Here is a 22,982-nt window from a genome sequence, read left to right as displayed (position 1 = left end):
CGTGACCTTCATCGACCAGCACGCCGACGTGTTCGGTGTCGAGCCGATCTGCCGTGTCCTGACCCAGCACGGCTGCCCCATCTCCACCAGCACCTACTACGCCGCCAAGAGGCGGCCACCCTCGACGCGGGCGGTTCGCGACGCCGAACTGGACGAACACATCCAGCGCATCCACGCCGCCAACTACGGCGTCCACGGTGCCCGCAAGGTCTGGCAGCAACTGTTGCGCGAAGGACATCAGGTGGCGCGCTGCACAGTGGAGCGGCGCATGCGCACGCTTGGCCTGCAAGGCGTCCGGCGGGGCAAGAAGATCCGCACCACCACGCCCGATCCAGGACACGAGCGGGCTTCCGACCGGCTGCGGCGCGACTTCACCGCCACGCGGCCCAACGCCATCTGGGTGGCCGACTTCACCCACGTGTCCACCTGGTGCGGCGTCGTCTACGTCGCGTTCGTCGTCGACATCTACTTCCGCGCAATCGTCGGCTGGGCCGCCTCGCTGACCAAGCACACCACCCTCGTGCTGGACGCCCTGGACATGGCGCTGTGGCGGCGCGGGCGCACCGGCCACCCGGTCGGGCCTGGGCTGATTGCTCACTCGGACGCGGGCAGTCAATACACGTCGTTCCGGTTCACCACCCATCTGCTGACGGCCGGCATCGACGCCTCCATCGGCACGGTCGGCGACGCGCTCGACAACGCCCTGATGGAATCGCAGATCGGCCTCTACAAGACCGAGCTGATCAAGCCCCGAGGTCCGTGGCGCAGCCTGGCCGAGGTGGAACTGGCCACTGCTGAGTGGGTGGCTTGGTTCAACGCCACTCGACTGCACTCGGCCATCGGACACCTCCCGCCTGAGGAGTTCGAAGCGATCTACTACGCTCAGCACCACCCCAACGAAGCCCTAGCAATCAATCGCTGAGGTCTCCATCCAAGCCGGGGCGGTTCACAGTTCGGCGTCTCCATGCTCGGAGCGGCAGGTGACGCGCATGGCAACCGCGCGGGTGCGGTCCTGATCGCGTCTGGGTGCGCTCAGCAGGCCCCGCACCCTCCACAGGAAAGGCCACCTCGTCCAGGGCCGCGAGCCGAAGCGCGCTGCTCGCCAGTTCTAGATGGGACGGTGATGGACGTACTCCACCACTGTCCCGTCGGGGTGCCGGGCGTTGAAACCGGCTCCGGTCGGCACGTCCTGAAGCGGGAACACGATCTCCGCGCCTTCAGCCACCAGCCGCTCGTAGTACGGCCGCACGTCGTCCACCAGCAGGGTGCCCACAGTGTCCCGGAACGGGCGCAAGGCCGCCTCGTCACCGGCGATGATCAGGAAGGCCCCCACCGTGGCCAACTCCAGCCCCACCGCCGCGAAGGCGAACCGCGCGTCGACCGCCGTCCTCTGCAACCGCTCGTAGAAGTCGATGCTCTGGTCCAGTTCCTCAGACGGCACGAACACCCGGATCAGCACGCGGGGTTCGGCCAGGTCGGAGGAGTCGTCGCGCAGTCGCCACATGTCATCGCTCATGGCATCCAGAGTGGCGCCGGGCGCCGCCGACAGGCAGGGGAGAGTTCATGGGATGAGTGGCACTCATAGGCTGGCGGTCATGAACGAGACCCTTCGCCGCGAGCTCGGCGCCCACCTGCGCGCGGCCCGCGAGGTCGTCGACCCGGCGGACGTGGGTCTGGCCGGCGGCGGGCGGCGGCGGACCCCCGGACTGCGCCGCGAGGAGGTCGCGACGCTCGCCGGGGTCAGCGTGGCCTGGTACACCTGGCTGGAGCAGGGCAGGGCGAGCACCACCCGCCAGGTGCTGGACGCGATCTGCCGGGTGCTCGGCATGGACGCGGCGGCGCACCGCCACACGCTGGCACTGGCCGGGTTCCTGCCCGCCTCCACGGCCGCGGCCGCGGGCGCGGCCGTGCTCGGGGAGCCGACCCGGACACTGCTGGACAGTTGGACGTCCACACCGGCCGCGGCCGTGGACGTGCGCTTCGACGTGCTCGCCGGCAACGCCGCCTACCGGCGCTTCTGGGGCGATCCGGACAGCGTGCCGATCGAGCGGCGCAACCTCCTCATCATGCTCGCCACGGCCGGGGGCCATCGCCTGACCGACGAGGAGCCGCTGCTGCGCGGCCTGTACGAGCAGTTCCGGGCCAACATCGGGCACATCCCGGACGACCCACGCGCCGCGGCCGTCGTAGATCTCCTGAAGCTCGAACGGCCCGACGCAGGGCACTGGTGGAGCTGCCGGGCAGTGCGGGAGTTCGCCCCCGTCACGGTCGGCGGGTTCACGTTCTGCCTGCTGCGGCCGGTCGGCGAGGAAGGCGTCGTCATCTTCGCGCAGCTTTCGGCCTGACTGTCGGGAACCGCTGGATCAGGAGTCCTGAACAGGTAGCTCTGAGTGCCTGCAAGCACGGCATCGATCCCGGCATGCTCGTCTCTCGTGTTGGGGGTGTCACGAGTAGGGGCCTGGGATAAGAGAAGGGTTGGGAAGATCGCTTCCCGCGCCGAGCAAGATCGCTTCCCGCTCGGGCTCGTGTCGGAGCAGGGTGGTACCCGAGCTCTGAGGTGGGGCAGGTGGCCAATCCTTGCCGAAGAAAGACCGGCGTTCCAGTTCTGGGGTCACAGGCTCACGGCTGCACGCCTATGTAGGCCATGTTGCTCATGGGCAGGCCTGTGCTTATGACCTGCTCGCGCAATTCGCTGCTCATATGCGTATCTTCGAGCTGCTCAACCGTAACGAGGGCATATGGCCATCTGGCCGATTCCAGCCAGATCTCGGATGATTCCCTACGCGATGCGTGCCAGCCGCGCTGCTTCAGTCGATGCGCGGCCTCGGTGACCACGTCCTCTTTCGCGTTTCCATCGAGGTAGATCACGAGGTCGTTCATTTCGACGTAGTTGTTCTCCCACTGGTGCCCCACGATGCTGTCTTCGCCGACGACCTGGCCGATGGCTCGTAACTCCGAGAGCACGGCCGGGTCAACGCGCGACACCTGGGGGCTGAAGTAGAGATGCCACACGGCCCAGCCGAGGCCCATCACCACGAGCACAGCAGCTAACGAGCCCACGAGCGGGACCCAGACGCTCTTCAGGCGATTTCGTCCGTACGACAACCTCATGTCACCTGCACTTCCTCGACCAACTGATCATGCTGCGGGTCAGCACTGAACCGCCCCGGCTTGGATGGAGACCTCAGCGATTGATTGCTAGGGCTTGGTTGGGGTGGTGCTGAGCGTAGTAGATCGCTTCGAACTCCTCAGGCGGGAGGTGTCCGATGGCCGAGTGCAGTCGAGTGGCGTTGAACCAAGCCACCCACTCAGCAGTGGCCAGTTCCACCTCGGCCAGGCTGCGCCACGGACCCCGTGACCCCCGCCGGGCTGCCGCGCACGATGAGCACCCGGCTCTCCAGTCCCAAGGTGGGTCTGGGCCCGGTCACCATGGAGACCACCTACTCCGGCTGGGGCGCCAAGGTCTCGATCAAGGCGCCGCCCGCGTCGGAGACGACCACCGAGCTCGACTCCGACAAGGCCCTCCTGCGGCTGCCGCCGGCCCCCAAGCGCTGATCCCGCCGGATCGGACGTGCCGCGCCCCCGCCAGGCCGTGGCGGGAGTGCGGAGGTGGCGCCGGTACGGGAGGTCAGGCGCAGAAGGCGGTCCAGGCGGCTCGGCTCGCCGGGTCGCGCAGGCGGTAGTCGCCGGTTGACCAGTCGAGGTCGAAGTTGAGCGCCCACAGGGTGCCGTGCCCGTTGAGGTAGGCGGTCATCTGGTCGAGCCAGGCACCGTGGCGGGTGCCGTCGTCGCCGGTGGCGATGTGGCTGCCGGGCTCGGCCACGCTGTGCGGGAGGTTCTCGGCCTGGTTGACGGCGTAGGTGCGGTCGAACAGGGCGGCCGGGGCGAGGTACTGGCCCTTGGCGGCGGTGGAGTCGTAGTTGTAGACGTCCCAGGCCAGCACGTCGATGGCGGTGCTGCCGGGGGTAGTAGTCGTGCCAGTCGCGGCCGGAGGCCGGGTCCACCGTCCAGCCCATCAGGATGAGCGTGGCCCGCAGGCGGGGGTTGGCCGCCTCGTCGGCGAGCGCGGCTAGGTGGTCCACACTCTCGACGAGAGAGTCAGCCGGACGCCGGCGTTTGTCAATCCTGGCCGCGGGATCTGCGTCGAACTGCTCCGGTGTGAAGGCTCCGGGCGGTGCGTCGCGCCGGAAGGGGCACGGGCCGCAGGGAGGGTGACGGTGCTTGAGCGGTCCACCTTCGCAGGATCGGTGCCGAGACGATCAGGAGCCGGCGGGTCAGCAGCCGCGCGGTCATCGCTGTCGATGGAGCCTGTCCGGAAGAGCTCTGTCAGGGGCACGAGGGAGACCGCGTTGGCGTGCCGGGTTTGCTCGACCGACGCTGTGAAAACGGCTGCCGGCCCGGCCCCAGTCCGCTGCCGCGGCGGCGTGCGCGCCTGGCTGAGTCTGCCGGGCAGGACTCCCAGGCTGCGCGAACTGGCCGAGTCGAGAATCGGGGTGGGCCGAGTGCTGGGCCGGCGGCTGCTGGTCGGTCATGATGCTGCCAATCGCAAGGGGCGGACGGGAGGGGACGCGTATGCACGGGCTGACGGGGCGCGGCGGAGGGTGGAGTCGTCGCTGCTCGGCGCAGGGCAGCACATGCTTGAGTGGAGTGGCGTGGCTGATCAGGCATCGCGTGTGGTGCGTGGGAAGCGTTCTGGCTTCGGCCGGCGTCTCAGATGCCGAATCAGGGCGATCCAGCTCAGCTTGGCCGCATCGTCGGCCAGGTTCTGGATGAGTGCAGTGAGGGCGCCTTCGCGCTGCAGGTCTTCCTGCTCCTGAAAGGGGTCGGGGCTGGCCGACGGCAGGCGGGTGCAGGCCACACGCAGGCGGCCACGGGCATCGGCCTTGAGCCGCCAGTTCGCCACGTACGGGCTGTCGAGAACGAGAATCTCGCTGGCGGCAGGATCGGCCAGATGTGTGGCGATCCTGGGGCCGCCATCTCGGCGCTCAGGGCGTCGCGCAGGTCGGGGAAGTTGCTCGGCGAGCGCGTCCACGATGCGGCGGCCCTGGGCCGCTCGAAGACGATGCCGGCGGCGGTGTCGGTCGATCATTCGGTCTCCTGCTCATTCTGCCCGGGGCCGAGGGAGCGCCGGTGGGCCGATAGCGTCAGCAGACGGTCGGCCTCGGCGGTGCCAACCCGTGCTGCGCCGGCCACGGCGTGCGGGGTCAGGCCCCAGCGCAGCCACCGGTCGGCAAGTGGATCGGGCGATGGCCAACCCTTGTGACGTAAGTCAGCGGGAGTCACCTCGGCCAGCAGCAGGCGTGGTGACACTCCTTCGCACACGGTCAGCGACAGCAGCGCGCGGCGGCGGTGCATCCCGGCATCGGTGACGAGCTCACCGTCCAGATCCGCCAGCACCAGCATCCGCTCAGGCAGACGCTCCCCGCACACCTGGCACAGGTGATCCTGTTGGCAGCGCAGCAACCGGCCGCCATGAAGCTGCGTCCAGTACACCACGCCGTCCAGTACCGGGGTGATCCACGGCAGCGGCGGCCCGTGCACGCGCGGGCGTGGCCACCCCGCGGGGCAGGCATCCACGCCGGAGGCTTGCATGGCGGCGTCTTGATGCCGCCACACCTGGTTGGGCGGCGGCGTCTTCGTCGCATCCTGCAGGGTGGTCACGACGGTCATGCTTCCGGCGGGAGGGGAGACGGGCCGGTGATTCCCCGCCATTGGCAAGGTACGGCGGGTGCTGCCGCACGATGCCATCACGGTGGGCGGCCTGCAGGGCGGCCTGCCCGGTCTCAGACACCCGGTACCGCTTCGTCAAGACACATGCGATTGTGCCGCAGCTGCCGCCGCGGTGTCGGTGAACGGGGGAGCGGGGACCGGGGCCACCGGCGGTGGCTCGTCGGCTTGGGCTGCTGCCGGAGCGGGTTCCTGTTGTGCGGAGTCCGCCGGGGAGTGGAAGTCGTTGCTGCGTAGATCGTGCGGCTGCGCGCGGTCGGGGTTCGCGAAGGGGACGTCGGCGGCCCGGTCAGGGACCGGGTCGGGATCGGGGTAGGGGTAGGGGTCGGGGGCGGGAGAAGGTTGCCGGGTGAGCAGTTCGGCGAGTCGGTGCACGGCGTGCTCGTCCAACTGCGCCTCGCCGCGGTCGTAGCGCTGGGTGGTGACGGGGGAGGCGTGCCCCAGCAGGGCTTGGACTTTCTCCACCGGGACGCCCATGGCGAGCAGGAGGGTGGCGGCGGTGGCGCGGAGCATGTGCGGGGTGAGCTTGGCGACGTCCAGGCCGGCGGCGCGGACGGCGCGGCGCAGCGCGGTCTGCTGCCGCCAGCGGTCGAAGCCGCGGCCGTCGGCGCGCTGCAGCAGCAGGTCGCTCGGCTTGCGGCCGGCCATCAGCGGCCGCAGCAACGCCATGGCCACCTCCGGCAGCGGCACCACGATGACGGCGCCGCCCTTGAGCCGGAAGCGGATCACCCAGTGACCCGCCGAGCGCTCCACCCGACCGACCGTCAGGCTCTCCAGCTCTCCGGCGCGCATCCCGGTGATGGCCAGCAACGCCACCGCGGCGGCGTCGGCCGGGTGCTTGGCGGCGATGACCTGGGCGCCACGCAACAGTGCGGTGCCCTCGGTCAGGTCGAGGGCGGGGGTGGTGCCGACCTTGCCGACCTCAGGCGCTTCGACCCACTGGGCCGGACTGTGGCCGATCACCTGGCGGCGGACGGCGTAGCCGTACAGCGATTTGAGGTTGGACAGGTGCCAGGCCAGCGTGGCCGGGGCCAGCGCCTTGCCGCCGCGGTTCAGGCCGGTGGCGGCGCCGCTGCCGGTGCCGAGCTGGTCGAGGTAGGCGACCACGACGTCTTCGGTGACCTGCCACAGCCCGGCGCCCGGCGCGGTCAGTGCCCACCACCGGACGAACTTGGCCAGCACGGCCAGCCGGTCGCGGCGGGTGGCGGCGGTCTTGCCCGCGCGCAGCCAGGCCGCCACCGTCGGCCAGCTGGCCCGCTGGTGCGTCGCCGGGTCGTCGTCGCGGGGCAGCGCGTCGATGAGGTCGACGTCGGCGCCGGGCACCTCACCGCCGTCACGCGGCCGGCGCCGGGGACGCAGCCCGGCGATGTCGCCGACCGAGGCCACCAGCGGCGCCGGTGGCGGCAGTGGCGGCTCGGCCGTCGGGCCGAGCGGGCCGACGGCTCCGCCGCCGTACCCGCCGGAGCCCGCGACCGTCGCAGCGGCAGTCGGGACGGTGCTCGCGCCGGGACGCCAGACCGTGGTGGGCACGAGCACCTCTTCGCGGCCCATCTGCTGCCCCGTCACGGGCAGGCTCCCGACGTCCGGCCTGCCGGGCCGCCCACGGCATCGACATCAGGCTCCCCAGGCGTGGCCTGGCCGGGCCCCCGCGCGGCTAGCTGGACGGCGCGGCGCTCCAGGAGCACGCTGAGCCGGGCGCGGACGTGGGGCGGACCGACGACGGCCAGCCAGCCCGCGCACAACCGCAGCGGATGCGCGGCATCCGGCTGGTCCAGATGACAGGCCATCCGGCGGCCGCCGAACATCAGCTCGGCCTCGTCCAGGCTGTGGGCACCGCCCCGGGTGTCGCCCTCGCCGGCCTGGATCAGCTTCCGGATGTCCTCGTCGCTGTAGGCCGTCAGATCGGCGTCACGCCGCCACGGGCACACCCGCTCGCCCCCGCACGGCCGCGAGCGGAACTCCAGGGTGCCCGCCCCCTCGACCGCTCCGTCCAGTGGGGTAGGGGGCCGGCGCGTGGCGCTGGCCTGCTCTCGGGCCTGGTCAGGTGCTGCCATGGGCACTTCCTTCGTCACATGCTCAGCCTTCCGCGCCGTTCGGCGGAGACGTCGGCGGAGTCTCCTCCCCCGGCTCGTCGGGACGGGCGAGGACAGGTTCCGTCGGGGGCGGCGCCTGCTCGATCAGGCCGGCCAGCCGGTCGAGGGCGTCCAGCTCCGCGGCCCGCCGGTGCAGCTCGTCGACGGCGTGCAGCAGCCGTCGGGTGTCGCCGCTGAACACCGTGGCGTCGGCGTCGGCGACTTGCCATCGAGCGTCCGCAGCCGTTCGACGGCGTAGCCCAGTTCCTGGGCGAAGGCTTCGCGCACGTTCCGTCGCTCCAGGTTCAGGCCGTCCGTCAGGTAGCGCCGGTCCGCCGCCGGGTGGCTCATCCGCGACTCCTCAATCTGAGGCCTCTCCACTTGGGAGTTCTCATTTTTCTGTCAGTACTGATTCTCATCAGGTTGTCAGTAAGAACAGACGGAGCTTCATGGGAGTCGATTCTGGCATCGGGAGGGAGGAGCGGACGGCCAAGCGGAAGGCGATCGACCATTAGTAGGTGGGCATTTCCGGAGCGTCAGAGTTCCCTGCCTCCGCTCGTTACGCTGTGGAATCATCTGGATTGCCAGAGTTACGATCCGGGGTGTTGGTCACGCATGTGGCCAAACTGCCCAGTGCGGCAACGCGTCTGCACGCACGCGTGCTCACCGCCGGTGCGAGGGAGGGGCTATGCGCAAACGCGTCGACACCTCCAACGAGGGCAGTCTCCATCACCTCCGCGGTCCCGCCACGCGCCGCCTCCTGGCACTCGATGAGCGTCAGGAGCTCACCACCGCGCACGTGCGCCTGCTGAGCACCTGCATGGGGATCAGCGAGCGGACACTATGGCGATGGGTCCGCGCCGGACGTGAAGAAGGCCGCACGGAGCGAAAGCCGCACCCACGGTTCGTGTTGACCGAGGACCTTCGTGTGCGGCTGGCCCTGCTGGGCGGCAATGTGGCCAGGCTTCATCGGGAACTGACCGCAGAGGCGGACGGCGCCCTGGTACCCGGTCTGTCAACGCTGTATCGGGCGGCTGATCGCGATCTGGGCGCTGGGATACGAGCCGGGTTCCGCAAGGGTGAGCAGGCTCGGCGTGCCTTCGATGTGTGGCTGCAGCGGCCCAAGGGGGCCGGGCACGAGGACGAGAGCCACCGCAACCGGGTGGGGGAGGGCGATCATAAGCAGCTGTCGATAGAGCTCGAGGTGGAGGGGCGGCTGTGTAAGCCGTGGGTGACCTGGTTCATCGACTGTGCCACGTGTGCGATCTGCGGGCTTGCGGTGACGTCCGGCTAACCGTCCCGTGAGAGGGTGCTGGCAGCGCTGCGAAGCGCGATCTTATGTGAAGCGCCGTATGGGCCGTTCGGCGGGTTGCCGGCGGGAATCCGGGTGGATCGGGGCAAAGACTTCCTGTCCCGGACGGCGGGGCAGTCGCTGGCCCACTTCGGCGTGATGGTGGGCGACCTGCCGGGCTACAGCCTGTGGCTGAAGGGCACCGTCGAAGAGCTGAGCGGGGCGGTGGAGGAGATGGTCCTGCGTTCCCTGCCGCGCCATCTCCATCAGCCCACGCTCCGGGGCGGCAGGCCGGTCGACCCCGGCGCGCCGGCCGTGCGCTTTGAGTTCTTCGTCGGCCTGCTTCTGGACTGGGTCAGCGACTGGAACACCCGCATCCCCAAGAGGGGCCTGGCAGGGCGCACGCCACTGCGGGAACATGAGCCCCGCAAGATCTTGGGCGTCACACAGGCGCAGCACGGCCGGCGGACGTGGACCGACACGAGCTATCACACTACGTCACCACCGAAAGCCGGCCAGAGCCATTGTTGTTCTACCGGCCCAATCGTCGCAACTTTCCCGGCGGTGCCGGCATCCAACGAGCCGTGCACATGTTGATCGACGGAGACCCGCAACACCTGGGAACGTATTGGCTGGCCGGGCGGCTCGGCGCGGGCGGTCAGGGAGTGGTCTACGAGGGCTACGCGGAGGACGGCACCCGTGTCGCGATCAAGGTGCTGCACAGCGGCCAGGTCGCCGAGCTCGCCAAGGAGGCCATGGCGGCCCAGCGGGTGGCCTCGTTCTGCACGGCGCGGATCATCGAGGTCCGGCTCGACGGGCCCCGGCCGTACATCGTCAGTGAGTACGTCGAAGGCCGGACCCTGCGGGACGCTGTCAGCGCGGGCCGCCGCTTCTCCGGCGGCGACCTGCACCGGCTGGCGACGGCGATGGCCACAGCGCTGACCGCGATCCACGACGCCGGGGTGGTCCACCGCGATCTCAAGCCTGACAACGTGATGCTCGGACCGGACGGACCGCGTGTGATCGACTTCGGCATCGCCAGGACGGCCGACATGTCGTCGACCGCCACGGGGCTGGCGAGGGGCACGCCGACCTACATGGCTCCGGAAGCGTTCACCGGCCACCGGGCCGGGATGCCGGCCGACGTGTTCGCGTGGGGCGCGATCATGCTGTACGCGGCGACCGGCGCTGACCCGTTCGAGGCCGACAGCCTGGGCGCCGTCATGCATCGGGTCCTGTCCGCCACTCCGGACCTGAGCGCGCTGCCGGACCCGCTGCGCCCGCTGGTGGCCGCCGCGCTCAGCAAGGAGCCGCTGCACCGGCCCCGTGCCCGCGAGTTGCTGCTCGCCCTGGTCAGCGGCGGCGCGGGCCTGGACCTGCGGGATCTGCTGGCCGAGGGCGGCAGGGCGGCGTCCGGGATGAACGGCGAGAGGGGCGATCCGGCGCTGGGCACGCTGGCCGAGGACGCGTACGCCATGCTCGACGCCGACGAGCGCGAGCTCGCGCCCGAGGTGTTCCTGAGGCTGGTCACGGTGGGCGAGCGCGGCGACCTGTCGGGGCGCAGGGCCGAGCTGGCCGAGCTGCTGGAGGGCAGGACCCCGCCCGAGGTCTCCTCGGTGACCCGGATCCTTGAGGTGTTCGTATACCTGCTGGGCCGCGACGGCGAGGAGATCTGGCTGGCCCGCCCGGCGCTGCCGCGCGCCTGGCCCCGCTACCGCCGCTGGGTGGAGAGCAACCGGGACGGACTGGCCGTACACCAGGAGATCCTGACCGCCGCCCGCCGCTGGGACCGATCGGGCCGCAGGGACGGCGACCTCTTCCGGGGCACCGCTCTGGAGGGCGCGCTCCAGTGGGCGGCCACGGCCCGCAGGAACATCACGCTCTCCCCCGCCGAGCGCGACTTCCTGGCTGCCTCCGCCGCGCTGACCAGGCGCAGGACCAGGCGCGGCCGTCTGGTCACGCTGAGCCTGGCGGGGTTGCTGACGATCGCGCTGGTCGCGGGTGGACTGGCGGTGCAGCAGAGAGGGCTGGCCGACGAGCGGGCCGGGCGCATCGCCGCACAGCGCGACGAAGCCGAGGCGGCGCGGCTGGCGCAGCTCGCGGACACGTACCGGCAGAGCGATCCGCGCCTGGCCATGCAGCTCAGCCTGGCCGCCTGGCAACTGGACCGGACGCCGCAGACCAGGGCGGCGCTGACGACGTCGCTGGCGCAGCGCGAGGTGGCGGTGTTCAAGGACCCGGCGACGGCGGCCGGCACGCTGCGGGTGCTCGGCGCGGACGGCCGGACGATGGCCAGCGTGAGCGGCGACACCGTACGGCTCTGGGACCTGCGCACGGGTAATCCCGCGGGTGGGATCGCCAAGCTGGGCCTCGGCCGCGACCGCCCGGCCGCAGCCGCTCTCTCCCCCACCGGCCGCCGGTTGCTGGTGGCGACCGGCAAGCAGGCCGGGGCGTGGGACCTGCGGACAGGCCGGCGGATCGCGGTATGGCGGTTCGACCATGAGGTCGGGGAAGTCCTGGATCTGCAGTACGACAGCGTGGACAGGTACGCGCTGGTCCGGATCGACGACCACGACCACCTCTGGGACCTGGAACGAAACCTCCGTACCAGGACCGACGCCATGCTCGCCTCCATGACGCCGTCGGGCGAGGCCGTCTACTCCTTCCCCTCGATCCCGCCCACCCGGATCGACCGGCTGCGCGTACCGGACCTCTCCAGGCAATCGACCCGCGCGGTGGACGACCCGTGCGACCTGTGCGAATGGCCGCTCGCCGGCGCCCCGGACGGCCGCTCGCTCGCGGTGGCGGTGAGCGACGGCCTGCGGATCGTCTCGCCCGCGGACGGCTCGGTCCTCAGCACGATCGGGCAGGACGGGGTTGCCTGGAACCGGGGCAGGGTGACCTTCAGTGCCGACGCCCGGCTGCTCGCCACGGCCACCCACGACGACATCCAGGTATGGCGGCCGGAGGGACAGTTCCTGACGAAGGTGACGCTGCCGGAGGGCCTGCCGGAGGACTTCCCGAGCGTCCCCCAGGTCGCCTTCGACGGCCGCGTGCTGCGCTACCTGACCGAGGACCGGGTCGTCACCGTGGACCTCGCCGACCTGGAACAGGACGCCCGGGGACGGCCCTGGTCGGAGACCGCGCTGACCTCCGGCCGCCTGCTGGCGACCGAAGACTCCGAAGAGATCCACCTGACGACGCCCGGCGGGGCGCCGGGCACGCCCCTGCAGCGCCGGGCCAAGCACGACACAGCGGACGCGCTCGCCCTCAGCCAGGACGGGCGGCTGGCCGCCGTCGGCGGCTCCCGGACGATCTCCGTACTCGACACGGGCACCCGGGGGGAGCTGGCCAGGCTGGCTCCATCCGGGTTCACCGGCACCGATCATGTGGTCTTCAGCCCCGACGGAACCCGGCTGGCCGCTGTGGTGGACGGAGCAGACTCCGGCACGTACAGGCTGGACATGTGGGACTGGAAGGCCCGTCGCCTGCTGTGGTCGCAGCAGGTGCGGCAGGTTCATGACGTGGAGTTCGCTCCGGACGGCAGCACCCTGGCGGTGACCACCGACGCCGAGCGTCTCTACGAGGTGGCCTCGGGCGAGCCGATGGGCGAGCCGTTCGGCGGCAGCGACCAGGGGGTCACCCTCTCGGCCGCGGTCTTCACCCGTGACGGCAGGTCGATCGCCGTCGTGGACCTGGGCGGGCGCATGACCGTCTACGACGTGGCCACGCGCCGCCCGGCCGGAGAGCCGATCATGGGGAACCTCGCGGGAGCGGCGGTCAGGTCGCCCCGCGAGGACGTCGTCGCGGCGAGCACCAGGGACGGCCGGGTACGGCTGTTCGACCTGGCGCGGAAGGCGCCGCTGGGTGAGTTGCCCGACGGCAACCGGGACGGCGTGCAGGCCCTGGCCTTCACCGCCGACGGCTCGAAGGTGCTGGTGCTGGACGGCGCGGGTACAGTGCGTGAGCAGCCCGTCGAGCCGGGCGCGGTGGCGAAGGCGGTGTGCGCCCGCGCGGGGCAACCACTTGACAGGGCGCAGTGGGCGCGTTACATCACGGGTGTCCCCTCTCGCGCGACCTGCGCTCAGTAGCGGCCGAGCATGCCGCGGCGGCGTGCGAGCGTTCGAGCCGGTCGAACCGGATCACCTCATGTGGTGGTGGGCGCTTCCCGCAGCACTGCTGGTTGGCGCGGCGGTCTGGGGCGTCTGCGCCTGGCTGCTGCACGACGTGGGCATACCGCTGAGCTCGGCCGAGCAGGTCTGCGCACGGATCGAGGCCGTCCGGACCACGCTGGCGGCCGGGGCGGGTGTCGGCGCCGCGGCGACGTTGCTGCTGGCCGTCGCGCCTCGCCCAGGACACCCCGGCGCCGCGGCAGACCATCGTGGACGTGATCTGCTCGTATTTGAGGATGCTGTACACGCCGCCGCACGAGGACCGCGGCGAGAAGATCCGCGCAGCGCGCCGCCCGCGCCCGCAGGCCGGACCGCCCGGGCACGAGCGGCGGCCGCAATCTGCACGAGGAACGCCAGGTCCGTCTGACGGCGCAGCGGTACTGAGGTCGAGGCGTCGTCCTGCCGTGATGCCCGAGTACCGTGGCTGGTTGATGAGCTGGTCGGCAAGGGGCCCCGGAACGGCTCAAATGCCGAGGCCGATGTCTTCGTCGCCCCGGTTCCGTCCCGGGCACCCATGACGACCTCGAAACCTGCGCCATGGCGGCCCAGCCCATCCCTCATCACGTGCGCTTCTACGCCTCAGCCATCGACCGCGTCAACGCTTGGCCTCCGCCGAATAGCGGGGCACGCCTTCCATGCAACATGCCGTCGGGCCGGTCAACGTGCCTTACTTGCCTGACAAGATCATATCGCGCTGACCTGCGAGGAGAGGCTAAGAACCCAAGATAACGGCCGCGGCGGCCACCTGCCCGCCTTCGAGGCCGCCACCGACGACGCCGTCGCCAAGGGGTTCCTCCTCGCGGACGACGCGCCGAGATCAAGGCCCTGGCCGCCGCGTCCCTGGAGGCCAGGGTGCCCTGAGTCCGGCTCAGCCGAAGAACGCGCGGCGGCAGCAGCACGGCGCCTCACGTACGGCCTGGCTGGGCGGGCCCTTCCAGACCAGTGCGAGCAGGGCGGGCGCCTCGACGTCGTCGATCACCAGGGCGGTGAGATCGCCCTGCTGCAGGGCCGTCCCGAGCAGGACCGGCGATCCCTCGCCGACCTGGTCAACCAGGGCGCGCAGGAGGAACCCGATTCTGACCGGCAGCTGACGGCCTGGGAAACACCCGAAACCCTGGGACTCCTGTTTGGGCCTCGTTAAGGCTTTCCGGTCTTGACCTGGCCGATGAGATCCCTCAACTGACTTACAGTCTCGGTGACCGGCTGACGTGTGTCGACCTGGTACGCGCGCTGCGGCAGCAGGTCGTGCCCGACCAGGCCAACGTGTGGGCGGCCTTCCCCTGGAGCGGCGGCGACCGGAAGGCCATCAGGACGATCACCTACGCCAACGAGGGCGACACACCGGTCACCCTCGACCTGTCGGCGGACGGCGAGGTGCTGAAACTGCCGTCGGACCAGGTCACCGTCCCGGCCAAGGGCGAGGCGTCGGTCACGCTCACCATCGACGCGAGCGGGCAGGAGCCGGGCGACCACCCGGGGACGGTCACCGCCAGGTCGGGCGAGACGGTGATCCGCACGCTGGCCGGCGCGTACGTCGAGCCGGAGTCCTACGACGTCACTGTCACCGTCCTCGGCAGGCAGGGCCGGCCGGTCGACGCCCAGCATGGCGAGGTCTACGACGCCAAGACGGGCGCCATCTATCCGCTGCCCTTCCGGGAAGGGACAGCCACGGTACGAGTGCCCAAGGGTGACTGAAAACCTCTACACCAGCACGCGCGAGAAGGTCGAAGGAAAGCCCGTGCTGACCATCGCCGACTCCCCGCCGAAGGTCTACGGCGGCGACCAGCGGGTCATCGTGGACACGCGCCTGGCAAGCCGGTGAGAGCCACCGTCGACGACCCGGACGCCCAGCTCCAGCGGGTTCTCACCCTCGGGCTGCAGCACGGCGCGTGGGGCGACTGGACCCGGTTGTTCGGTGTCGACACCAACTCCCAGTTCTTTGCCCGCCGCGTCACCGGGTCTGACCTACACCCTGGCGACCACGTGGCTCAGCAGGGACACCTCGCCCAGCCCGTACGTCTACACCCTGGTCGACCGGCGCACCGGCGGCCTTCCCGAGGATCCCACGTACCACGCCAGCCGGAAGGAGCTGGCCGAGGTCACCGCGACCTACCGGGCCTCGGGAGCGGCCGCTACGGGCACCGTCGAGGCAGGGCTGCCCACCGGCGGTCCGATGGGGCGTTCCAGGTGTCGTCGGTCGGTGACATCGCGCTGCCCGGCAGGCTCGTCCACTACCGGACCCCTGGCCTGGTCTACCAGAGCGCCTTCGAGGTCGGCGCTGCGGTGACCTCCGACGACGGCAGGGCCCGTACGGGGGCGCCCTGGTCGAGAAGGGCTCGGACGATCTGGCCGCCGAGCAGCCCGGTGGCACCGGCCACAAAGATCTTGGGGAAAGAGGACATCATGGAGGGACTCCTTGCTGGTAACTGCTGTGAACGTTCGCCCCAAGGGGGCGTTTCAGGGATGCGGTCAGGGGATGAGCAGGGTCTTGCCGACGGTGCCGCGCGCCTCGATGGCGGCATGCGCGTCGGCTGCCCGCTCCAGCGGGAAGCGTTGGCCGATCACCGGTGTGAGCTGCCCGGCCGCGGCCAGCTCCAGGACCTCGGTCACCAGGTCGCGGGCGAGGGCGGGCCTGCTCCAGAGGAGACCCGCGCTGAACCCGGTCAGGGTCAGGCCCCGGCCGAGCAGTTCCATGGGCCGGACCTCCAGCGGCGTGCCGCTGGAGAAGCCGAACGTGATCTGGCGTCCGGTGCCCGGTGTGAGCAGGTCGAACGATTCGCGGCCGAGCGCTCCGCCGACATGGTCGAAGACCACGTCCATCGAGGCGCCTGCGGCGTCACGAGCCTGGGTCGTCCAGCCGGGAAGCGTGTAGTCGACCACGTGGTCGGCGCGCAGCTTGCCGAGCAGCGCGAGCTTGTGCTCCCCGCGCGCCGCCGCGACGACCGTCGCCCCGGCCCGCTTGAGCAGCTGCACCAGGACCGTGCCGACAGCACCCGCGGCCGCCAGCACCAGGACCCGGTCACCGGCGCTCACGCGAGCCGCGCTGATCAAGCCCTGGGCCGTGACGCCGTACCGGTAGAGGGCGACCGCCTCGGGCAGGTCGATGCCGTCGCCGACCGGGATGAGGGAGCCGGTGGGCACGACGGCGGTCTCGGCGTACCCGCCCAGGCCCGTCGTGCTGGCCAGGACCCGCGCGCCGATCAGCGCGGTATCGCCGCCGGGGCCGACCTCGGCGACCAGCCCGGCGATCTCCTTGCCGAGGATCACCGGAAGCGGCGCGCCGCCGAGTGCGCCGCGCATCGTCCCCGCCCGGACCTGGGTCTCCAGGAACTGGACGCCGATCGCGGCCATCCGCACCGCGACCTCGCCTGCCGTCGGCCTTGGCGTGGGGACGTCCGCGATGCGCAGGTGTGCCGGTGGGCCGAATTCGTGCAGCACGACGGCATGCATGTGACATCACTTCCTTGATGGAAAGGCAGTAGGGGAGTGCGCGACGAGGGGGACCCGCAGACGGCCACGTCGCGCTCGGGCACGCAAGACGGGAGCCGGGGGCAACCACGACAGCCCTGGCCTGGGCCGATGGAGGTGCGGCCACGTGTCGAGGATGGCCGGTGGCGTGCGGCAGTACGAAGCCACGAGCCGAGAGGGTGTGGAGCAGCGGCGGCACCGGACGTCTCTGTGCCCGGACTTCTGCGTGGCCGCAGGTCTACGTCGCGACGCGGACGAGACGACGGTACCGTGACGGGCTCATTGCCTCTTCTTGATCGCTTCGCTGAGCGCGCCGAGGCCCGCGGCCAGTTGCTCGACGTCAGCCGGCTCCCACTCCGCCAGTAGGGCGGCGACCGCTGCCGTGCGCGCCTTCCAGAGTTTGCTGATGGCGAGCTTGCCCGCCCGCGTGACGCTCACCAGTTGTGCGCGGGCATCGGCCGGATCGGGCCGCCGCTCGATGAAGCCGCGTGACTCCAGGCGTTTGGCCGGGGGTGACAGTGTGGACTTGTCCACCTCCATCAGCTCCGCCAGGACCGACAGTCGTACCGGCGCGTGCAGCGACACCTGGGCGAGCAGGGTGTAGTCGCCCAAGGACAGCTCCAGCCCGGAGGCGGCCATGATCTTGCGTCGCGTGGCCGGGGAGAACATCCAGTTGCCCACCGTGGCCAGCGCTGCCGCCACGCCGTCGACGGCCTCACGTTGCGGGCGGGAGCGGCCGTCCTTGCCTGCCGACACGTGTTCCATCCTCACACCGTCCCCGACATAGTTGGTTTGGCCAAACCAACTATGTCGCATGGGGGATCTGGATGCAAGTGCATGGGCCGTCGATGTCAGGACGCCCGTGCCACCCCGGCAATCGCGTAACCGGTACAACCGGGGAGCCGCACCCGATGAGGTGAGCAGTTGGGCAGGGAGGGACAGATGACGTTGAAGGCGTGGCCGCAGCGACCAGGATCCGGCTCAACTGTTCAGGGCGTACCGCTCGGGTGGGCCTCAGCCCCCGCCCCTCGGCCGCCTTCAGGCATCCCGGACGCGGGAACCGCAAGCCGGGCCTGCCTCGGCCCTCGGAGCCGGGCTTGATCTAAGGTTCGTGCCTGCGCGAATCATCTCTCTCAACGCCTGGGGAGGCGCGATGTTCGACGAACTCGCCCCCTGGCTCGACAGCTGCGACGACGACCACTCCCGGGCCGAGTGGGCCCTTGCGCTCTGGGCGATCGCAGCAGGTGACACGATCCAGGAGCTCTTCATCGCACTTGAGCAGTGTCTCGACCTGCTCCCGAACAGGCGGCGGAGTGCCGTCCGCATCGCGGCTCTTCGCCTCGGCGAAGCCGGGCTCCTTGCAGAGCGATCAGTGACAGCCACCACCGCCAGCGGCTTGCTCGCGGAGATGCCGGCTGCCCGAGCTGGCCGCGCAGTCACACAGCGCAGTCCAGAATGGGTGGCTCCGGCAGCCGTTCAAGAGCGAGGACCACTGGCAGGCGTTGCCCGCACAGCAAGGTGGCTCAAAGTCGATCAGGCGCCACGATACCGATAGGCCGACAGCGGCCGCCGGTCTCATAGTCCGATGCCGTGCAGGGGGTTGTCGTTCCACTTATCGGCCTGGCGGATGTAGCCGGCAACGACGGGGGAGCCGTCGGCCCAGCGTCCATGACGGGTGATCGCGGACATGGGCGCACCGGCCTTGGCGGCGGAGGTGGCGCCGCCCGCGCGCAGGCCATGCGCGGTGTAGGCATCGGCGTGGTCGAGGCCGGCGGCTGCCGCGGCCCGTTTGACGATCAAGTTGATCGACTGCGGGGTCAGCCGTTCACGGCGGCCGCGCCCGGCGACGGGATGAGTGCGGGCGGCGATGCGGCCGTGCCGGTCGATCGGGCGGAACAGCGGCCCGGTCGTCACACCGGCGTCCGCCAGGTCGGCGAGCCATGCGCGGGTCACCCGGACGGGGCAGGTCCGCGGGTGCTGGCCGTAGGGGATGGCGACGATCTCGCCGTGGGCGTCCTGGTCGGTCTTGCTGAACGGGACGTACAGCTCCAGGCCGTCAGCGGTGAAGGTGAGGTCGTCGATGTCGATGTCGGTGATCTCCGAGCGGCGGCCCATCAGGGCGAAGCCGAGCACCAGGACGGCGCGGTCGCGGCGTCCTGCAGGGGTGCCGTCGGGCAGAGCGTCGACCATCGCGCGCAGCCGGTCGACGGTGATCGGCGGAGACTTACGGGGGCGGTGGCCTTGCTGGGCGCGTTCGCGGCGGTAGGCGCGCAGGGCCAGCCGGGCCGCGGTGGTGGCGGGTTTGGCGAGCTGGGCGTGGTCGTGGGCGGCCAGCACGCAGGCCAACGCGCGGTCGATGGTGGACGGGGCGTACTGCTGGGCGGCCAGGTGGGCGACGTAGTTGGCCAGGGTCGCAGGGGTAGCGGGCAGCAGGGTGCGGCCGGTGGACCGGCACCAGGTGGCGTAGGCGCCGAAGTCGCGGGCGTAGGCAAGGCGGGTGTTGGCGGCCAGGCCCTCCTCGACCAGTCGGGTTGTGCGGCCCTCCAGGAGGTGCTCATCCGGGGCGGCGGGCGGCGCGGGGGCGCGCTCCGGGAGCCGTTCGGGAGCACCCATATGGTTTTCCATGATCAACTCTCTGGTTAGCGATAAGTGAGCTTATCGCTAACCAGATCTGAAGATGCCGATCTCCGGGGAGGCGGGAGGAGTGGCGGGCATCGGCTGCGGATCACGCCACTGACAGCAGGTGGGAATCCCGCTGACAGTAGGTGAGAAAACCCCAGGTCAGAAAGATGAGAACTCTCAAGAACTCTCATCCAGACAGCCAGACGATCACCGCAATCTCACACAAGTGGAATTGTGTGAGATTGCCAGGAGTGTGAATTATTCGTACCCGTATCCGTTCACATGGCTATGGATACGAGACGGATGCGACTCTGCTAGTGTTCCTGGTGTGAGCGAACGTGAGGAAGCGGCGGCATCGGCAGGACAAGACGGTGGGGACGTCCTCGCGGATCCCCTCGGGGACATCGCTGCGGACGAACCGTCCGACCCGGGCCATGTGACGGAGCCGTCGGGCGGGGGAGCCGTGCCGGAGCCGCTGCCCGGCCGGGTGGAGGAGGCGGTCGCCGCCGAGCGCGCCGCGCGCACCCGCGCAGCCGGGCGCCGGGCCTGCCGTTACTGCGGCGGTGCCCTGCCGCCGGGCAAGCGCGCCGACGCGCTGGACTGCAGCCCCGATCACCGCACCCGCTACCACCGCGAGCGCGTCGCGGCCGAGACCACCGCCGCCCGCGACAGCGGGCAGGTGCGCCTGGAGCAGGCCCAGGCCGTGCTCGGTCCGCTGGCCGACCAGGTCGCCGCCGTGGCGGCCGGGCTGCGCGCCGACCTGTCCTCGGCCGTCGCGGACACGCTCGATGAGATCCGGGCCGCGCGCGCCGACGCCGCGAGCGCCCGCCGCGACAAGAGCGAGGCCGACACCCGCGCCGAGCTGGCCGAGCGCCGCGCGCGGGCAGCCCGTGAGGCTCAGGAGACCGCCGAGCGGGAGCAGCGCCGCGTCCGGCAGGAGGCCGACCGCCGGGTCGAGGCCGCCAAGGCCGACGCCCGCGACGCCTGGGCCCAGGTGGCCGAGCACGAACGCGCCCGCGGCGCGGCCGAGCAGGCCCGCGACGACGCCCTGCGCGAGCGGGAGCAGGCCCAGGCCGAGCAGCAGCAGGTGGCCGCCGCGCTGGAGGAGGCCCGCCGCGAGCTCAACCGGCTACGCGCCGCAGCAGACGAGTACGCCCGCCAGGCCGCGACCTTGCGGGCCGCGGCTGCCGACGCCGACCTCGCCCGCGAACGCGCAGAGCACGACAGCCGCCACGCCCAGGCCCGTGCCGAAACCGCCGAGAGCCGCGCCGAGACCGCCCGGCAGGAGGCGGCCGACGCGCGCCTGGCCCTGGCCGCCGCGCAAGGCGAGGCCGCCACCGCCGCCCGGCTGCAGGAGCGCGCCGAGGACGAGCTGCGCCAGGTCGGCGCCGACCGCGACCTCCAGCGCGAGCGCGCCGTGGCCGCCGAGCAGCAGGCCCGCGCCGCCGAGGCCGAACGCGAGCGCGAGGCCGAACAGGTGCGGGACCTGCGTGAGCGGCTGGCGGCCGCCCAGGCCGCCGCCGGGCTGGTGCTGCCTGACAGTGCCGATCTCAGCGGCGACCTCGGCGATGGCGTACGCGGGGTGAGGCTGCCCGGGACTGGCATCACCGTCGCCCGCCAGCCGGACGGCACCGTGGTAATGCATCACCAGGGCCGGCAGATCCGGCTGGGCGACCCCGAGCACGCCGCCGCGCACGGCCGCGCCCTGGCCGCCGGACTGCTCGCCGTCTCGGCACGCCAGTGATCACCAACAAGGAAGGAAGCCATGGATGTGATCAAGAGGGAAGTAGCCAGACTCGATCCGGTGCCCCGGACCGCGGCCCGGGCGGCGATGGACGAATTGGTCGCCGCGATCGAGGCGCACGATGGTGACGCCGGGGTGGCCGCCATCCGCCGCATCCAGGCACTGGCCCGGAGGTGGGCGACGCGGTCATGAACCGCCTGGCAGACGAAGGACTCGCCCAAGGACTCCGGAGCAGGGCCGGCGGGAGCGTTGATGCCCCGTCCGCCGAGGCGATCTCACTGACCGTAGTGCAGCAGTTGCGGAGGAGGCTTGTTCGACGACGGTCCCATGCCGCTCGCGCTGGTGGCGGTGTGGCATGGGGGGCGGAGCTGCTGCTGGCCTTCAACCGCCGGCGTCGGTGCTGGGAGCTGCCGGGTGGAATGATCGACCCGGGTGAGGCACCACGCCAGGCGTCTGTGCGAGAACTGCGTGAAGAAGCTGATCTGGAAGTCGCCGCCCCGGTTGAAGAACGTCGGGTCCGCGAGGCTGTACCGGCCGACGGCCGGGGAGGACGAGAAGTGGCCGCAGCTGGCGCCGGTGCTGTCGTCCAAGACGATCGACTGGGACCTGATCCGCCAGCAGTACGACCAGATCGTGAAGTACACCACCGCCCTGCGGCTGGGCACCGCCGAGGCCGAGCAGGTCCTGCGCCGCTTCACCCGTGGCGGGCCCAAGCACCTCACGTACCGGGCGATCGAAGAACTGGGCCGGGCGGTGCGTACGGCGTTCATCTGCGACTACCTCGCCGACGCCGACCTGACCGGCTCCGACAAGGAGAGCCAGGAGGTCTCGGTGCTCGCCCTGCACCTGCTCCAGTCGGCATTGGTGCACGTCAACACCGTGCTCCTCCAGACATCCTGAGCGCGGAGAAGTGGCACAAGCGGCTCACCGACGCGGACCGGCAGGCCCTGTCCCCGCTGTTTTGGACCCACGTAAACCGCCTACGGCCGGTTCGAGCTGGACATGAACTCCCACCTCGAATTGGCCGCCGCCGCGGCGGCGGCCAGGGTACCCGGCCCCCGCTCCGCCCCCGGGGTGTCCACTGCCCGGTCAGCGGGCGGCCGGGCCGGTTCGGTCTGAACGACCGCCCGGCTCTCCTCGCCCTCCAGCACCGGGCCTGCGGCGGTGGCGCGACCCGACCGCATGGCACGCAAGGTCCAGCACGTCAGGGGATCTGGGCCTCGATGTGGGCGAGTTGGGCGGCGAGGGTCTCTTCGAATGCGGCGCGGCGGTCTGCTCCGAGGGGGCGGATGTCGCGGGCGAAGTGGGCCAGGGCGGGGAAGCGTTCGGGGTCGGCGCCGAGCACCGCGACGCGGAACTGCTCCATGGCCTGTTCGTACTCCTTGGGGGTGATGGTGCTGATACCGGCCTCGGAGGCGATCAGCGCGGAGAGGAGGATCACGATGCGGTGGTATCGCACCGGGATCTCCTCGTCGGGCAGGCCGGACGTGCGCAGGGCCTGCAGCAGTTCCTCCATGACCAATCGGGATCCGGCGCCGCCGGACCCATAGCGTCCCCACACCGTGGCGAGTTGGAGTTGCTCGCCGAAGGCCTCGCGCAGGCGCAGGGCCAGGGCGGTGATGCGCTGCTTCCAGTCGCCCTCGGGGCGGTAGCCGTCCATGGCGGCCAGCAGGACCCGGTCGGCAACCGCGCGCAGCAGTTCGGTCTTGTTGCGGAAATGCCGGTAGAGGCTGGAGGAGTCAGTCCCGAGCACCGCTGCGAGCTTGCGCACGCTGAACGACTCGGCGTCACCCGTGCGCAGCAGTTCCGCCGCCGTGTCCAGGATCTCCTCGGTCGACCATCGCCGTCGGCCAGTCATCTCGCCCCTCTCGTCCGAACTCAGCCTA

At 71.0% G+C, this 22,982-nt stretch carries 25 protein-coding genes and 2 pseudogenes; 12 read left to right on the top strand and 15 right to left on the bottom strand.

The window, feature by feature from the left end; all coding sequences use genetic code 11:
• Position 1 precedes the first annotated feature (1 nt).
• Positions 2-922 carry an IS3 family transposase gene (locus AB0C33_RS15005; protein ID WP_358287490.1) on the top strand — a complete coding sequence of 307 codons (921 nt, stop codon included), beginning with the start codon at positions 2-4 and terminating at the stop codon, positions 920-922.
• A 186-nt stretch (positions 923-1,108) separates the two neighbouring features.
• Here the strand turns inward: AB0C33_RS15005 and AB0C33_RS15000 are convergent, their stop codons facing one another.
• The gene (locus tag AB0C33_RS15000) at positions 1,109-1,516 is read right to left on the bottom strand and encodes a VOC family protein (RefSeq protein WP_358010819.1); all 408 of its coding nucleotides are present in this window, start codon (positions 1,514-1,516) and stop codon (positions 1,109-1,111) included.
• A gap of 79 nt (positions 1,517-1,595) precedes the next feature.
• On the opposite strand from AB0C33_RS15000, the gene AB0C33_RS14995 reads away from it, so the two are divergent.
• Positions 1,596-2,345, top strand: coding sequence for a helix-turn-helix domain-containing protein (locus AB0C33_RS14995; RefSeq protein ID WP_358287488.1), 750 nt, complete (start codon positions 1,596-1,598; stop codon positions 2,343-2,345).
• Positions 2,346-2,619: 274 nt separating this feature from the next.
• On the opposite strand, the gene AB0C33_RS14990 is transcribed toward AB0C33_RS14995, so the two are convergent.
• Together AB0C33_RS14990 and AB0C33_RS14985 are read right to left on the bottom strand one after the other, a co-directional pair.
• Positions 2,620-3,111 (bottom strand): hypothetical protein, encoded by a 492-nt coding sequence (locus tag AB0C33_RS14990; RefSeq protein WP_358287486.1) that lies wholly within the window; start codon positions 3,109-3,111, stop codon positions 2,620-2,622.
• 73 nt (positions 3,112-3,184) lie between these two features.
• A pseudogene (locus AB0C33_RS14985) lies at positions 3,185-3,355 on the bottom strand (integrase core domain-containing protein); the annotation flags it as partial.
• On the opposite strand from AB0C33_RS14985, the gene AB0C33_RS14980 reads away from it, so the two are divergent.
• Positions 3,355-3,555: a hypothetical protein gene (locus tag AB0C33_RS14980; protein ID WP_358287484.1), complete on the top strand. Its 201-nt coding sequence runs from the start codon at positions 3,355-3,357 to the stop codon at positions 3,553-3,555. The pseudogene AB0C33_RS14985 and the gene AB0C33_RS14980 sit on opposite strands and share 1 nt — an antisense overlap.
• A gap of 73 nt (positions 3,556-3,628) precedes the next feature.
• On the opposite strand, the gene AB0C33_RS14975 is transcribed toward AB0C33_RS14980, so the two are convergent.
• From AB0C33_RS14975 to AB0C33_RS14950, 6 genes are all read right to left on the bottom strand, one after another.
• Positions 3,629-3,943, bottom strand: a complete 315-nt coding sequence (locus AB0C33_RS14975) for a hypothetical protein (protein ID WP_358287481.1) — start codon at positions 3,941-3,943, stop codon at positions 3,629-3,631.
• 717 nt (positions 3,944-4,660) lie between these two features.
• Positions 4,661-5,089 (bottom strand): hypothetical protein, encoded by a 429-nt coding sequence (locus AB0C33_RS14970; RefSeq protein WP_358287478.1) that lies wholly within the window; start codon positions 5,087-5,089, stop codon positions 4,661-4,663.
• Positions 5,086-5,661 (bottom strand): hypothetical protein, encoded by a 576-nt coding sequence (locus tag AB0C33_RS14965; RefSeq protein WP_358287475.1) that lies wholly within the window; start codon positions 5,659-5,661, stop codon positions 5,086-5,088. Before AB0C33_RS14965 ends, AB0C33_RS14970 begins: the two co-directional genes overlap by 4 nt.
• 144 nt (positions 5,662-5,805) lie before the next feature.
• On the bottom strand, positions 5,806-7,293 hold the full coding sequence (locus tag AB0C33_RS14960) for a tyrosine-type recombinase/integrase (RefSeq protein WP_358287473.1): 1,488 nt from the start codon (positions 7,291-7,293) through the stop codon (positions 5,806-5,808).
• Entirely contained in the window at positions 7,290-7,781 is a 492-nt protein-coding gene (locus AB0C33_RS14955; RefSeq protein WP_358287470.1) for a DUF6283 family protein, read from the bottom strand. The genes AB0C33_RS14960 and AB0C33_RS14955 overlap by 4 nt, the downstream gene beginning before the upstream one ends.
• 22 nt (positions 7,782-7,803) lie before the next feature.
• A complete protein-coding gene (locus AB0C33_RS14950; RefSeq protein WP_358287467.1) occupies positions 7,804-8,001 on the bottom strand; it encodes a hypothetical protein in 198 nt (65 codons plus the stop codon).
• Positions 8,002-8,487: 486 nt separating this feature from the next.
• Here AB0C33_RS14950 and AB0C33_RS14945 point away from each other — a divergent pair, with 486 nt between their 5' ends.
• The 5 genes from AB0C33_RS14945 (at position 8,488) to AB0C33_RS14925 (ending at position 15,084) form a co-directional block, all read left to right on the top strand.
• Positions 8,488-9,093 (top strand): hypothetical protein, encoded by a 606-nt coding sequence (locus AB0C33_RS14945; RefSeq protein WP_358287465.1) that lies wholly within the window; start codon positions 8,488-8,490, stop codon positions 9,091-9,093.
• 15 nt (positions 9,094-9,108) lie between these two features.
• Positions 9,109-9,687 carry a hypothetical protein gene (locus tag AB0C33_RS14940; RefSeq protein WP_358287462.1) on the top strand — a complete coding sequence of 193 codons (579 nt, stop codon included), beginning with the start codon at positions 9,109-9,111 and terminating at the stop codon, positions 9,685-9,687.
• Entirely contained in the window at positions 9,681-13,181 is a 3,501-nt protein-coding gene (locus AB0C33_RS14935; RefSeq protein WP_358287459.1) for a serine/threonine-protein kinase, read from the top strand. Before AB0C33_RS14940 ends, AB0C33_RS14935 begins: the two co-directional genes overlap by 7 nt.
• 1,326 nt (positions 13,182-14,507) lie before the next feature.
• A complete protein-coding gene (locus AB0C33_RS14930) occupies positions 14,508-14,957 on the top strand; it encodes a hypothetical protein (RefSeq protein WP_358287457.1) in 450 nt (149 codons plus the stop codon).
• A complete protein-coding gene (locus tag AB0C33_RS14925) occupies positions 14,950-15,084 on the top strand; it encodes a hypothetical protein (RefSeq protein WP_358287454.1) in 135 nt (44 codons plus the stop codon). The genes AB0C33_RS14930 and AB0C33_RS14925 overlap by 8 nt, the downstream gene beginning before the upstream one ends.
• A 430-nt stretch (positions 15,085-15,514) precedes the next feature.
• Here AB0C33_RS14925 and AB0C33_RS14920 read toward each other — a convergent pair whose 3' ends face one another.
• The 4 genes from AB0C33_RS14920 to AB0C33_RS14905 all read right to left on the bottom strand — a co-directional run bounded on the left by AB0C33_RS14920 (position 15,515) and on the right by AB0C33_RS14905 (position 19,343).
• Positions 15,515-15,667 (bottom strand): NmrA family NAD(P)-binding protein, encoded by a 153-nt coding sequence (locus AB0C33_RS14920; RefSeq protein ID WP_358287451.1) that lies wholly within the window; start codon positions 15,665-15,667, stop codon positions 15,515-15,517.
• A 64-nt stretch (positions 15,668-15,731) separates the two neighbouring features.
• A complete protein-coding gene (locus tag AB0C33_RS14915) occupies positions 15,732-16,712 on the bottom strand; it encodes a zinc-binding dehydrogenase (RefSeq protein WP_358287449.1) in 981 nt (326 codons plus the stop codon).
• Between the two features lie 297 nt (positions 16,713-17,009).
• A complete protein-coding gene (locus AB0C33_RS14910; RefSeq protein ID WP_358287446.1) occupies positions 17,010-17,495 on the bottom strand; it encodes a MarR family transcriptional regulator in 486 nt (161 codons plus the stop codon).
• An 810-nt stretch (positions 17,496-18,305) separates the two neighbouring features.
• Positions 18,306-19,343 (bottom strand): tyrosine-type recombinase/integrase, encoded by a 1,038-nt coding sequence (locus AB0C33_RS14905; protein WP_358287443.1) that lies wholly within the window; start codon positions 19,341-19,343, stop codon positions 18,306-18,308.
• Positions 19,344-19,788: 445 nt separating this feature from the next.
• On the opposite strand from AB0C33_RS14905, the gene AB0C33_RS14900 reads away from it, so the two are divergent.
• The 4 genes and pseudogenes from AB0C33_RS14900 to AB0C33_RS14885 all read left to right on the top strand — a co-directional run bounded on the left by AB0C33_RS14900 (position 19,789) and on the right by AB0C33_RS14885 (position 21,996).
• Complete coding sequence (locus AB0C33_RS14900; RefSeq protein ID WP_358287441.1) at positions 19,789-21,096, top strand: hypothetical protein; 1,308 nt, start codon at positions 19,789-19,791, stop codon at positions 21,094-21,096.
• Between the two features lie 21 nt (positions 21,097-21,117).
• Positions 21,118-21,288, top strand: a complete 171-nt coding sequence (locus AB0C33_RS14895; protein WP_358287438.1) for a hypothetical protein — start codon at positions 21,118-21,120, stop codon at positions 21,286-21,288.
• Positions 21,285-21,548, top strand: a pseudogene (locus AB0C33_RS14890) (hypothetical protein); the annotation flags it as partial. The gene AB0C33_RS14895 and the pseudogene AB0C33_RS14890, both read left to right, overlap by 4 nt.
• Positions 21,549-21,564: 16 nt before the next feature.
• A complete protein-coding gene (locus AB0C33_RS14885; protein ID WP_358287435.1) occupies positions 21,565-21,996 on the top strand; it encodes a Tn3 family transposase in 432 nt (143 codons plus the stop codon).
• Positions 21,997-22,076: 80 nt separating this feature from the next.
• Here AB0C33_RS14885 and AB0C33_RS14880 read toward each other — a convergent pair whose 3' ends face one another.
• The gene (locus tag AB0C33_RS14880) at positions 22,077-22,280 is read right to left on the bottom strand and encodes a hypothetical protein (RefSeq protein ID WP_358287432.1); all 204 of its coding nucleotides are present in this window, start codon (positions 22,278-22,280) and stop codon (positions 22,077-22,079) included.
• A 20-nt stretch (positions 22,281-22,300) separates the two neighbouring features.
• Complete coding sequence (locus AB0C33_RS14875; RefSeq protein WP_358287429.1) at positions 22,301-22,954, bottom strand: TetR/AcrR family transcriptional regulator; 654 nt, start codon at positions 22,952-22,954, stop codon at positions 22,301-22,303.
• Positions 22,955-22,982 lie beyond the last annotated feature (28 nt).

It is taken from the genome of Nonomuraea sp. NPDC048881 (assembly GCF_040649795.1).
Taxonomy (GTDB): Bacteria; Actinomycetota; Actinomycetes; order Streptosporangiales; family Streptosporangiaceae; genus Nonomuraea.
Note: the sequence above shows the minus strand (reverse complement) of the source record. Positions and strands in the feature narration are given on the sequence as shown.